Genomic DNA, 12496 nt, shown 5'->3' on the forward strand with positions numbered 1-12496 from the left:
CCACCCGATACGACAAACTCGCCACCGTCTACCGAGCAGCCATCCTCCTGCACGCCGTCATCACCTGGACCACAACATTGTCAGACATGACCTAGCCGCCTCCACGCGAAGCGGCCCCGTCCCGACTCGCCGCGCCGCCCGTCGCCAGCTGCCACGCCCGACCGCCGCGCCACGCCGCGCCCCACCGCTGCCTGCCCGCTGCGCACTGGCCCACACGACTGACCGGCCGCTGGCTGTCACACCCGCCCGCCCCGCCCCGCCGGGTCCGGCCGGACCGGGCCGCCACGGGCCTGGCCCGCCGCTGCTCCAGCCCCGCCTGGCCTAGCCGCCACGCCCGACCGCCCGTGCGGGCCGCCACCGGCTCCGCTCCGCCGTGGCGAGTCCTGCTCCGCCGGGCGGGCCGCGACCAGCCCCATCGCCAGATCGGCCCACCGCACCCGCCCCGGCGCCTGACCCAACCCCCCGCCGCGCCGTCCGTCCCCGACCAACCCCGCCGCACCGTCCGTCCCAACCCTCGCCGCGCCGTCCGCCGTGCGTCGCTGCCCCGCTTCGGCCGGCGCCTCACCGCGTGGCTTGGCCACCGTCCCCGGCCCCGGCGCCCCCGCCCGTCCCCGGCGCCCGCCTCCCAACCCCGCCGCGCCGTCCGATCCGACCCGGCCCGGCGCCCCTACCCCCCGCCGTGCCGTCCGTCCCCGGCCCGGCGCCCCCCCGACCGCTACGCGGTCGCGCGGGTGAGGACTGCCTTCCCCAGCCCCGTCCGGCCGCGGATGGTCAGCGGGACCTCGCCCTCGGGCGGCTCCATGGACACCTCCAGCTCGCTCGTCACCTTGCTCGAGCTCGACAGGTCCACCTCCGCGGCCACCCCGGGCCGGATCGCCACGCGGATGTCCCCGCTGCCGGTGATCAGCTCCAGTGAACCGCTCACCGCCTCCGCCACCGACAGGTTGCCGCTGCCGCTGCGCGCCAGGACCTTCCCCGTCGTCGCACCCAGCCACACGTCGCCCGTTCCGGTCACGAGCGTTGCCGAGCCGTCGAGCGATGCGGCTTCCACGTCGCCGCTGCCCGAACGCAGCTGCAGCCCCGACAACGCCGGCCCCAGGCGGATCGCACCCGAGCCGGTCCGCACGTTCGTCGGGCCCTCCACCCGGTCCAGCGCCACCTCGCCCGAACCGGTCGCGACATCGGCCCGGCCACACGTCCCGGTCACCCGCACGTCGGCCGAACCGGCACGCACCTCCAGCGTCGAACTCGTCGGCACGCGCAGCTTCACCGCCAGCGGCTGGTTCCGCAGCGGCAACGCCTTCGGCGCGCGCACCACCAGCCGCTTCCCGGTCAGCTCGATCCGCGTCTGCTCGACCGCCTCCTTCGCGCCACCCCGCAGCTGCGCACCACCGAACTGGTCCCCGAACTGGTCGTTGAACCAGTTCAGCAGGCTCGACACCCCCTGCGCCCACGGCTCGCTTTCGTCCGGCGCGTGCCGGACCTCGACGACGGCCTCCGCCGTCTCCGTCAACTCGACCTCGACCCGGCCCAGCGGCACGCTCACGTCCAGGTCCAGCGGACCCTCGGCGTCGAACGTCTCCGTGCGGATCAGCTCGCCCCCCGGCTGCTCGCCCATGCTCAACCCCTCACCCAGCCACGCAGGTGCGAGTCGCTGCGCTCGCCCCGCGCCGGCTTGCTCTGCGACTCGCCACGCAGGTGCGACGTGCCGTGCAAGGCACCCTGCACCGCCTGCGAGATGAACGTGTTCAGCGAAACCCCCTGCGCGGCCGCCGCCTGCTCCGCCTGGCCCTTGATCTGCTCCACCAGGCGCAGCGTCATCCGCGCGATGTTGTTGTCCCCCTCCGGGGCGGGCGGCGGTGGTGGCGGGGGCGGTGGCACCGGCCCGCCCTCCCGTTCACCCGTGCCGGTCCCCGTGACGACGACCCGGACGTCCCGCCCGTCGAGCCGGACCTCGACGACCTGGTCCGGCAGCTGCGTCGTGACCTCGGCGGCGAGGTCCGACAGGGCGTTCATCAGCGCCAGCCGCACGGCCGGCTCCAGCGCCGCCGACAGCACGGCGGCCGCGCGACGCGTGTTCTCGTCTCCCGCGGAGGCCGTCGCGCTGAGGTCCTCACGGAGGTTGTTGATGTAAGGCGACAAATCCATGACACCACCATGACACCACGAATGGTGTCAGTCAAGGTGTCGCGGTGCGGACGGCTAGGCTCGATCTCGAAGAGGGGAAGGAGTGCGCATGGCCGGAACCGTCGCGCCGAGGGTGCAGTTGATCGCGAAGACGGAGTTCTTCCCGCCGGAGGACGTGCCGTGGTCCACCGACGCGGACGGCGGCGAGGCGCTCGCGGAGTTCGCCGGCCGGGCGTGCTACCAGTCGTGGGGCAAGCCGAACCCGAGGACCGCGACCAACGCCGGCTATCTCGACCACATCATCGAGGTCGGCCACCTCTCGGTGCTGGAGCACGGCTCCGTCAGCTTCTACATCACCGGGATTTCCCGTTCCCTGACGCACGAACTGATCCGCCACCGCCACTTCTCGTACTCCCAGCTGTCCCAGCGGTACGTGCCGGAGCGGGACGCGGCGTTCGTCGAGCCGGACGTCATCGCGAACGACCCCGAGCTGCACGAGAAGTTCGTCAAGGCCACCCAGGCCAGCGTGGACGCCTACACCGAGCTCCTCGCCGGGCTGGAGGAGAAGTTCGCCGAGGCCCCGAGCGCGACGCTCCGCCGCAAGCAGGCGCGCCAGGCGGCCCGCTCGGTGCTGCCCAACGCCACCGAAACCCGCATCGTGGTCACCGGGAACTACCGCGCCTGGCGGCATTTCATCGCGATGCGCGCCACCGAGCACGCCGACGTCGAGATCCGGGGGTTGGCCGTGGAATGCTTGCGGCAGCTGCAGAAGGTGGCGGCGAACGTCTTCGCCGACTTCACGATCTCGACCCTGCCGGACGGCACCGAGGTCGCGTCGAGCCCGAAGGTGCTGGAAGGGTGAAGCGCCTCGCGATCGACCTCCAGCCGGGGGAGTACGCCGTGGCGCGCCTGGGCGCGGAGGCCGTGGTGCCCGCCGCGTTGCTGGCGCCGGGCCGGACCGCGTTCGCCTCGGTGACGCGCACGGCGAAGGAGCTGTCCGTGGTGTGCCCGGTCGACGAGGTGCCGGAGGGCGCGCAGGTCGAGGGCGGCTGGCGGCTGCTGACCGTGCGCGGCCCGCTGGCCTTCACGCTGACCGGGGTGATCGCCGCGCTGACCAACGAGCTGGCCTCCGCCGGGGTGCCGCTGGTGACGCTCTCGACCTTCGACACCGAGCACGTGCTGGTCAAGGAGTCCGACCTGGCGCGCGCCAAGGCCGCGCTGACGTCGGCCGGGCACGAGGTGCACCTCCCGGCATAACCGAGTCCGTTTCGGGTAACACTCCTCTCATCTGGGTTGAACTCAGAAGTTCGGCGTGCCTAAACTTTGATTTAGGACCACTGCAAGCGAGAGGTGGACGGCATGGCGCTGGCGGAGACCGTGCGGCCGAAGCTGGCTCGCGTGCGGGCGGGCTCGGTCCTGCTGGGCCCGGCGTTCGTCGCCGCCATCGCCTACGTCGACCCCGGCAACGTGGCGTCGAACATCAGCGCCGGGGCCCAGTTCGGCTACCTGCTGGTCTGGGTGATCTTCGCGGCGAACCTGATGGCCGGGCTCGTGCAGTACCTGTCGGCGAAGCTCGGCATCGTCACCGGGCTGTCGCTGCCCGAAGCCATCCGCGAGCGGATGCCGCGCGCCGGGCGGCTGGCGTACTGGGGGCAGGCCGAACTGGTCGCGATCGCCACCGACCTCGCCGAGGTCGTGGGCGGCGCGATCGCGCTGAACCTGCTGTTCCACCTGCCGCTGCTGGTCGGTGGCGTGATCACCGGCGTGGTGTCGATGGGACTGCTGCTGGTGCAGGACAAGCGCGGGCAGCGGCCGTTCGAGCGCGTGATCACCGGGCTGCTGGCCGTGATCGCGATCGGGTTCGTGGCGAGCGTGGTCGTCGAACCGCCGTCGGGCACGGGCGTGCTGGGCGGGCTGGTGCCGCGGTTCGACGGCACCGAGAGCGTACTGATCGCCGCCGCGATGCTGGGCGCCACTGTCATGCCGCACGCGGTCTACCTGCATTCCGGGCTTTCCCGCGACCGGCACGGCCGCGCCACCGACGGCAGGCTCACCACGTTGCTGCGGGCGACCCGCCTGGACGTCACGCTCGCGATGCTGCTCGCGGGCGCGGTGAACCTGTCGATGGTGCTGCTCGCGGCGACGGTGCTGCGCGGCCGGTCCGATGTGGACTCGATCGCGGGCGCGCACTCGGCGATCGGCGAACTGCTGGGCGGCGGCATGGCGCTGCTGTTCGCGGTCGGGCTGCTCGCGTCGGGGCTGGCGTCCACGTCGGTCGGCGCGTACGCGGGCGCGATGATCATGCAGGGCCTGCTGCGCAAGCGGATCCCGTTGCTGCTGCGGCGGTTGATCACGCTCACCCCGGCGATCGTGGTGCTCGCGATCGGGGTGGACCCGTCACGCGCGCTCGTCATCTCCCAGGTGGTGCTGTCGTTCGGCATCCCGTTCGCGCTGGTCCCGCTCGTGCGGATCACCGGCGACCGGCGGCTGATGGGCGAGTCGGCCAACCACCGCGTCACCACGGTGCTGGCGTGGGCGATCGCCGGGGTGATCAGCGTGCTCAACGTGGTGCTGGTCTACCTGACGTTCGCGGGCTGACCAAGCGGGAACCACCGGGGCGCCCGGCGGGTCGGACTAGCATCCGGTTGTCCGATCCCGACGAAAGGCGCAACCCCGTGACCTCCGAGTACACGACCCAGGCCACCCAGCCCGCTCCCCGGCTGGTCGCCGGCCGGTACGCGCTGCTGGCGGAGCTGGGGCGCGGCGGCATGGGGGTCGTCTGGCGCGCGGAGGACCGGGTGATCGGCAGGCACGTGGCGATCAAGGAGCTGCGGCTGCCGGACGGAGCCGAGGACACGGTGTTCGGCGAGCGCGTGCTGCGTGAGGTCCGCACCGGCGGCCGCCTCAACGACCCGGCCGTGGTCACGGTGTTCGACGTCGTCGCCGAGCAGGGCAGCACGTTCATCGTGATGGAGCTGGTCGAGGCGCCCACGCTCGCCGAGCTGGTGCGCCGCCAGGGGCCGCTGCCGCCCGCCCAGGTCGCCGAGATCGGCCGCCAGGTCCTCACGGCGCTGCAGGCCGCGCACGGCGCCGGGATCGTGCACCGCGACGTCAAGCCGGGCAACATCATGGTCGCGCCGAACGGGCGGGTGAAGCTGACCGACTTCGGCATCGCGCAGGCCGTGGACGACCCGCGGCTGACCACCAGCGGGATGATCATCGGCTCGCCCGCGTTCATGGCGCCGGAACGGGTCGCGGGGGAGGAGGCGCTGCCCGCCTCGGACCTGTGGTCGCTGGGCGCGACGCTGTTCTTCGCCGCCGAGGGCGCGCTCGCGTTCGACCGGCCCACGACCGCGGCCACGCTGCACGCGATCCTGCACGAGGTGCCGTACCTGACGCGGGTGCGGGGCCCGCTGGCCGCCGCGATCATGGGCCTGCTGATCACCAGCCCGCAGGCGCGGATCTCCGCCGACCAGGCGCACCAGCTGCTCTCGCTGGCCGCCACGCCACAAGCGGCGCAGCCCACGCCGCCGCACGGCGCGCCGGCGTGGTCCGGTCCCGTGCCGACGAAGGTCGCGGCCGCGCCGGCCAAGCGCAGGCCGTGGTGGATCGCGGCCGTCGTGGCGGCGGTGCTGCTGCTCGCGGGCGGGTTCGTGCTCGGAGACCGGTGGGCCACCCCGGACCCGGACCCGGCGATGCGCCCGACGCAGACCTACGGCTCGGGGGGCGACGTGCCCGCGCTGGTCGTCTCGTCGAGCTACCCGTGCCTGAAGATCCCGCTCAGCGGCGCGGGCGTCGCGCAGGACGACTGGGTGGACTGCAAGGAACTGCACTTCGCCGAGCTCTACGACACCGCCACCACCTACGGCTCCAACGACTCCGACGCGGTCAAGGCCGGGTACCCGGAGAAGCTGCGGGAGTGGGCCGAGGCGCGCTGCGCGATGACCTTCCACTCCAACGCCGTCCGCGACCGCACAGGCCTGACCTACCAGGCGCTCGTCCCGTCACGGCAGGCGTGGGAGACGCAGAGCGAGAACAGCTACTCCGGCGAGCCCGTGCGCAAGGTCTACTGCCTCGCGGGCAAGCCGGAGGCCTTCACCGGAGCCGTTTCCACGCCACTGGAGTAGCCGCAGAAGTTCCCGCCGGGGCACAGCGCCGCCGGTGATTCTCCGGCAGGAGGGCGACACCGCCTGCCGATCATGCCGAACCGGCAGGTCGTCGCGGAGATACCGGCGCGGAAGAGGTACCGTCAACAGCATGTCCACTCCACCCACCGCCGCGCCCGGCAGGCCGTTCGGGCGCGTGCTCACCGCGATGGTCACCCCGTTCGACGCCGACGGCGCGGTGGACCTGAAGCGCACCGGGGAGCTCGCCGAGCACCTGGTGGAACTGGGCAACGACGGGCTCGTCGTGAACGGGACCACCGGGGAGAGCCCGACCACCTCCGACGAGGAGAAGGCCGACGTCATCCGCGCGGTCGTCGAGGCGGTCGGGGACAGGGCGACCGTCGTCGCCGGGGCGGGCACGTACGACACGGCGCACAGCGTGCACCTGGTGCGCGAGGCCGAGAAGGCCGGCGCGCACGGCGTCCTGGTGGTCACCCCCTACTACTCGCGGCCCTCGCAGGCGGGGCTGTACGCGCACTTCACGACCGTCGCCGACGCGACCGGGCTGCCGGTGATGCTCTACGACATCCCGCCGCGCTCGATCGTGCCGATCGAGGTCGACACGCTGCTCCGCCTCGCCGAGCACCCGCGGATCCTCGCGGTCAAGGACGCCAAGGGCGACCTGCTGGCCGGCAGCGAGGTCATCGCCAACACGCACCTGGCCTACTACTCCGGCGACGACGCGCTGAACCTGCCGTGGCTGTCGGTCGGCGCCACCGGCGTGGTCAGCGTGATCGGGCACGTCGTCGCGGGCCGCATCCGCGCGATGCTCGACGCCTACGACAGCGGGGACACCTCCACCGCGCGCACCAACCACCGCGGCATGCTGCCCGTTTACCGCGCGATGTCGCGGGTAGGCGGGGTCGTGTTCGCGAAGACCTCGCTGCGCCTGCGCGGCCACGACGCGGGTGACCCGCGGCTGCCGATCGTCCCGGCCTCGCCGGAGCAGATCGAGGCCATCGCGGGCGACCTCGCCCAGGCGGGGGTCCCCCTCGACGAGTCGCACGGCCAGGACTGGCACAGTTCGAGGGTCGCGCAAGCGGACTCGGCCGCGGCCTACGTCGCGCCGACCACCCATACCAGCGTTGGGATCATTCCTAGGTGACTGCAAGTTCTCCGAAACCCGCCGGGCCAGGCCCGGTGAACCCGCCGCCCGCCCTGCCCGAAGGTGCCCTGCGCGTGGTCGCGCTGGGCGGCATCGGCGAGGTCGGCCGCAACATGACCGTCTTCGAGCACGCCGGGCGGCTGCTCATCGTGGACTGCGGGGTGCTCTTCCCCGAGGACGCGCAGCCCGGCGTCGACCTGATCCTGCCCGACTTCCGCGCCATCGAGGACCGGCTGGACGACATCGACGCGCTCGTGCTCACCCACGGGCACGAGGACCACATCGGTGCCGTGCCGTTCCTGCTGCGCATGCGTCCCGACCTGCCGGTCTACGGCTCGCGGTTCACGCTCGCGCTGCTCGAGGCGAAGTGCCGCGAGCACCGGCAGCGGCCGAAGCTGATCGAGGTGACCGAGGCCGAGCGGCGCACGGTGGGGCCGTTCGAGCTGGAGTTCTTCGCGGTCAACCACTCCATCCCGGACGCGCTCGCGGTCGCGATCCGCACCCCCGCCGGGGTCGTGCTGCACACCGGGGACATCAAGCTCGACCAGCTGCCCCTCGACGGGCGGCTGACCGACCTGGCCGGGTTCTCCCGGCTCGGTGACGAGGGTGTCGACCTGCTGTGCATCGACTCCACCAACGCCGAGGTGCCCGGGTTCGTCACGCCGGAGCGCGACATCGGCCCGGTGCTCGACGACGTGATCGGCAAGGTCACGCAGCGGGTCATCGTGGCGTGCTTCGCCAGCCACGTGCACCGCGTGCAGCAGGTGCTCGACGCGGCGGTGCGGCACGGGCGGCGCGTGGCGTTCGTGGGCCGCTCGATGGTGCGCAACATGGGCATCGCGGCGGACCTGGGGCTGCTGAACATCCCCGAGGGCCTGCTGATGAACCTCGACGAGGCCGTCAACCTGCCCGAGACGAAGGTGCTGTTCGTGTCCACCGGTTCGCAGGGCGAGCCGCTGTCGGCGTTGTCGCGCATGGCGCGCGGCGAGCACCGGCAGATCTCGATCCGCGCCGGGGACACCGTCGTGCTCGCCAGCTCGCTGATCCCGGGCAACGAGACCGCCGTGTTCGGTGTCGTGAACGGCCTGGTCCGGCTGGGCGCGCACGTCGTGCACCAGGGCAACGCGAAGGTGCACGTGTCCGGGCACGCGTCGGCCGGTGAGCTGCTGTTCCTGTACAACGCGATCCGCCCCAGCAACGTCATGCCGGTGCACGGCGAGTGGCGGCACCTGCGGGCGAACGCGGCGCTGGCCGTGCGCACGGGGGTGGCGCCGGAGAACGTGGTGCTCGCCGAGGACGGCGTGGTCGTCGACCTGGTGGACGGCCGGGCCCGGACGACGGGGCGTGTCGAGGTCGGGCACGTGTACGTGGACGGGCTGTCGGTCGGTGACGTCGGCGAGTCCACCCTCTCGGACCGGCTCGTGCTGGGCGAGGGCGGGTTCATCGCGATCACCGTCGCTGTGGACTCGACGACCGGCCGCGCGGTGAGCACGCCGACGGTGTCGGGGCGCGGGTTCTCCGACGACCCGAAGGCGCTCGACGCGGTCGTGCCGCTGGTCGAGATGGAGCTGTCGCGCACCGAGGCCGAGGGCATCACGGAAAGCCACCGCATCGCGCAGGCGGTGCGGCGCGTCGTGGGCCGGTGGGTCGCCGAGACCTACCGCCGCCGGCCGATGATCGTGCCCACCGTGATCCCGGTCTGAGCCGAACTCTGAGCCGAACGGAGGAGTCCCCGCTCCTCCCGGTGGCGCCTGTGCTGATCGATTTTCGCTCTAACCTGTAGCCGAACTCGAGTTGCAGGAGGCGATACCGGTGGGGCGACACGAGCCTGCCACCGGGCGGCGGCGCGTGCCCCTGGTGCTCGCCGCCACCGCGGCGGTCCTGGTACTGGGCACCACCGGCTGGGTCGTCGTGGAGCGCGCGACCCAGCAACCCGGCTGTGCCGGGGAGGACGCCGTCCGCGTCGCCGTCGCGCCGGAACTGGCGGCGGCGGTGGACCGGATCGGGCGGACAGTCGCGGATGGACAGTGCTTCCGCTTCGAGGTCGAGGAGCGGGATCCGGCCGCCGTCGCCTCGTCGCTGACCGTCGCGGACGGGACGAAGCGGCCGGACGTCTGGATCCCCGACTCGACGTTGCGGCTGCGCCGCGCGAAGGCGGCCGGGGCCGCGGACGTGCCGGAGTCCGGTTCGCCGGTCGCCAACTCGCCCGTCGTGTTCGCGGTGACGGAGGAGGTCGCGCGGTCGCTCGGCTGGCCGGACGAGCAGCCGGACTGGCCGGAGCTGCTGGCGTCGGGAACGCCGCTGGGGCTGCCGGACCCCGGGACGGACCCCGCGGGGGTGTCGGCGCTGCTGGGCATCTCGAAAGCGTTTTCCCAACCGTCCGAAGTGGCCGCCACGATGCGCAGGCTGGCGCCGAACACGCTGCCCGCCGTGGCGGACCTGTACGCCAGGCTGCCCGGCGCGGGCAGTTCGCGGCAGCCGGTAAGCGCTTTCCCCGCGTCGGAAACCTCGGTGCTGCGGTACAACGCGCGCGCCGGCGTCACCGCGACGCCGGCGCAGCTGGTGGCGTTGTACGCGCCGCAGCCGGTGCCGTCGCTGGACTACCCGTTCGCGGTGCTGGGCAACGCCGGGCAGGCGCAGCGCGAGGCCGCCGCGAAGCTGCTGCGGGCGTTGCTCGAACCGGACGGCCAGGCCGCGCTGGCGGACGTCGGCGTGCGCACCCCGGACGGCCGCATGCTGTACGGGCACCTCGGCGACGAACACGTGTCCGCCCGGACGCAGCCGTTGGCGTCGCTGCCTCCGGACGACGTGCTCGACGCGCTGCTCGGCCAGTGGGCGAAGATCAACACCAGTTCCCGCGCCCGCGTCCTGATCGACGTGTCGGGGTCGATGAACGCGGTCGTGCCGGACTCCGGTGGCCGCACGCGGATGCAGCTGACCGTCGACGCCGCGGCGCGGGCGCTCGACCTGTTCAAACCCACGTCCGAGACGGCCACGTGGATCTTCGCGACCGAGCTGGACGGCGACCGCGACTACCGCGAGGTCCTGCCGATGGCGCCGGTCAGCGCGCAGCTCGCCGCCGGGGCCGCCCAGCGGCTGCGGGACCTGCGGGCCACGCCGAACGGCCAGACCGGGCTGTACGACACCGTGCTCGCCGCCTACCGGCAGTCCCGCCAGGACTGGGAGCCCGGGCGGCTCAACCTGGTGATCGTGATGACCGACGGGCGCAACTCCGATCCGCACGGCATCAGCCGCGACCAGCTGCTGGACCAGTTGCGGAGCCTGCAGGACCCGAAGCGGCCACTGCCGGTGATCGCCATCGGCCTCGGCACCGACATCGACGTGCCCGAGCTGGACGCGATCACCGCGGCGACCGGCGGGCGGACGTTCGTGGCCCCCGACCCGGCGCACATCGCCGACGTGTTCTACGGCGCGCTCGCCGGGCTCTCCTGCCCCACGGCGGGCTGCGCCTGACCGCTCTGTCTGCTGTGGACGTACTGCACGAGGGCCGCACCGCCCAGCAGCACGACCGCGCCGGCCAGCTGCACCCAGCTCAGCGCCTCACCGAGCAGCGCCCACGCGCTGGCCGTCGCGATGACCGGTTCCAGCAGCCCCAGCACCGACGCGACCGCCGCGGGCAGGTACCGCAGCGCGCTGGTGCCCAGGCCGTAGGCGAACATCGTCGACAGCAGGGCCACCGCCACCAGCAGCAGCCACACCGGCGGGTGCCACGGCCCGAAGTCCGTCACCGCGTCGAGCCCCGACAGCCGCCACGGCGGGGACACGGCGCACACCACCACGGCGCCGACGACCATGCCCCACAGCACGAGCCCGAGCGGGTCGCGGGTGGCCGCGCCGTGTTCGCCGAGCAGGAAGTACGCCGCCGAGCACAGTGCCCCGCCGAGCCCGGCGAGCAGCCCGACCGCGTCGAGGCTCAGCCCTTCCCACACCTCGGCGACCAGCGCCAGCCCCAGCATCGCGAGCCCGATGCCGAGCCACATCACGCGGCTCAGCCGGACCCCGCGCACGAACCGCGTCCACAGCGCGATCAGCACGGGCGAGGTGAACTCGAGCAGGATCGCGATGCCCACCGGCAACCGTCCCACCGCGACGAAGTAGCACAGCTGCACGCCCGCCACGCCGAGCATCCCGTACCCCAGCACGACGGGCCACTCCGCGCGGCGCACCCGCAGCAGGCGCGGGCGGAAGAGCGCGGCGGCGACGACGAGGACGACCGCGGCGAGCCCGATCCGCGCGGCGGCGACCTGTTCCGGCGAGAACCCCGCGAGCATCGCGGGTTTGGCTATCGTGCCGGAACTGCCGAAGCAGACCGAGGAAACGAGGATCAACGCGGTGCCGCGGCCGCGGGACGAGATCCGCTGCGGGCGTACGGCGGGTAGTTCCAGTGACACACGACCGAGGCTAGGTCGTCCACGCCGGGAAAACCTCTTGTTTTCCGGCTGCCTCAGTGATCTCCGGCGAGCCCGCGCGCCACGTACCCGGTCACGGTCGCCAGGCGCGTGCCCTGGATGCGCAAGGCTTCCAGCGCCTCGTCGCCGGGCTCGGCGGACTTGCGGGATACGAACGAACCGCCGTACGGGTTGCCCGACTGCAGCAGGTGCGGCTCGGCGTAACCGAGCGGGACGACGATCGCACCCCAGTGGTAGAAGATGTTGTTGATGGCCAGCAGCGTCGATTCCAGTCCGCCGTGGGCCGTCGACGCGGTGGTGAACGACGTCGCCACCTTGTTCGCGAGCTTCCCCTGCGCCCACAGGCCACCCGTGGTGTCCAAGAAGGACTTCAGCTGGGCCGCCGGGCCGCCGAACCGGGTCGGGCTGCCGACCGCGAGCCCGTCCGCCCACTCCAGGTCGTCGAGCGTGGCGAGTTCGGCGTGGGGCCCGGAGTCGACGTAGGCCTGCCAGCGCGGGTTGGTCGCGATCGCCTGCGGCGGCGCGGTTTCCGCGACCGTGCGGACCCGGACGTCGGCCCCGGTGTCACGTGCGCCGCCGGCGAGCGCCTCCGCGAGCTTGGCGGTGTTGCCGGTCGCGCTGTAGAAGACCACGAGGATGCGTGTGCTCACCCCGCCCACCCTAGCGAT

Annotated in this window: 11 protein-coding genes; 7 read left to right on the top strand and 4 right to left on the bottom strand. The window is 72.9% G+C overall.

Features of this window, described 5'->3' with window-relative positions; all coding sequences use genetic code 11:
- Positions 1–715: 715 nt before the first annotated feature.
- Both BMZ92_RS34310 and BMZ92_RS34315 read right to left on the bottom strand, forming a co-directional pair.
- On the bottom strand, positions 716–1618 hold the full coding sequence (locus BMZ92_RS34310; protein ID WP_091516428.1) for a DUF4097 family beta strand repeat-containing protein: 903 nt from the start codon (positions 1616–1618) through the stop codon (positions 716–718).
- Positions 1619–1620: 2 nt separating this feature from the next.
- Complete coding sequence (locus BMZ92_RS34315; RefSeq protein ID WP_091516431.1) at positions 1621–2148, bottom strand: toxin-antitoxin system HicB family antitoxin; 528 nt, start codon at positions 2146–2148, stop codon at positions 1621–1623.
- A gap of 88 nt (positions 2149–2236) precedes the next feature.
- Between BMZ92_RS34315 and thyX the strand changes: the two genes are divergently transcribed.
- The 7 genes from thyX to BMZ92_RS34350 all read left to right on the top strand — a co-directional run bounded on the left by thyX (position 2237) and on the right by BMZ92_RS34350 (position 10872).
- Positions 2237–2989 carry an FAD-dependent thymidylate synthase gene (gene thyX / locus BMZ92_RS34320; RefSeq protein WP_091516434.1) on the top strand — a complete coding sequence of 251 codons (753 nt, stop codon included), beginning with the start codon at positions 2237–2239 and terminating at the stop codon, positions 2987–2989.
- Positions 2986–3384: an ACT domain-containing protein gene (locus BMZ92_RS34325; RefSeq protein ID WP_091516435.1), complete on the top strand. Its 399-nt coding sequence runs from the start codon at positions 2986–2988 to the stop codon at positions 3382–3384. The genes thyX and BMZ92_RS34325 overlap by 4 nt, the downstream gene beginning before the upstream one ends.
- Positions 3385–3486: 102 nt before the next feature.
- Positions 3487–4725 (top strand): Nramp family divalent metal transporter, encoded by a 1239-nt coding sequence (locus tag BMZ92_RS34330; RefSeq protein WP_177228999.1) that lies wholly within the window; start codon positions 3487–3489, stop codon positions 4723–4725.
- Positions 4726–4802: 77 nt separating this feature from the next.
- Positions 4803–6254, top strand: a complete 1452-nt coding sequence (locus tag BMZ92_RS34335) for a serine/threonine-protein kinase (RefSeq protein ID WP_091516438.1) — start codon at positions 4803–4805, stop codon at positions 6252–6254.
- Positions 6255–6384: 130 nt separating this feature from the next.
- The gene (gene dapA / locus BMZ92_RS34340; RefSeq protein ID WP_091516440.1) at positions 6385–7398 is read left to right on the top strand and encodes a 4-hydroxy-tetrahydrodipicolinate synthase; all 1014 of its coding nucleotides are present in this window, start codon (positions 6385–6387) and stop codon (positions 7396–7398) included.
- Positions 7395–9101 (top strand): RNase J family beta-CASP ribonuclease, encoded by a 1707-nt coding sequence (locus BMZ92_RS34345; protein WP_091516441.1) that lies wholly within the window; start codon positions 7395–7397, stop codon positions 9099–9101. Before dapA ends, BMZ92_RS34345 begins: the two co-directional genes overlap by 4 nt.
- A 109-nt stretch (positions 9102–9210) precedes the next feature.
- A complete protein-coding gene (locus tag BMZ92_RS34350; RefSeq protein WP_245783424.1) occupies positions 9211–10872 on the top strand; it encodes a substrate-binding domain-containing protein in 1662 nt (553 codons plus the stop codon).
- Here BMZ92_RS34350 and BMZ92_RS34355 read toward each other — a convergent pair.
- Both BMZ92_RS34355 and wrbA read right to left on the bottom strand, forming a co-directional pair.
- Entirely contained in the window at positions 10824–11810 is a 987-nt protein-coding gene (locus BMZ92_RS34355; protein ID WP_218153606.1) for an EamA family transporter, read from the bottom strand. The two genes, BMZ92_RS34350 and BMZ92_RS34355, sit on opposite strands and share 49 nt — an antisense overlap.
- A gap of 53 nt (positions 11811–11863) precedes the next feature.
- Positions 11864–12478 (bottom strand): NAD(P)H:quinone oxidoreductase, encoded by a 615-nt coding sequence (wrbA, locus tag BMZ92_RS34360; protein WP_091516513.1) that lies wholly within the window; start codon positions 12476–12478, stop codon positions 11864–11866.
- Between the last annotated feature and the right edge of the window lie 18 nt (positions 12479–12496).

The organism is Amycolatopsis sacchari, from assembly GCF_900114035.1.
Taxonomy (GTDB): Bacteria; Actinomycetota; Actinomycetes; order Mycobacteriales; family Pseudonocardiaceae; genus Amycolatopsis_E; species Amycolatopsis_E sacchari.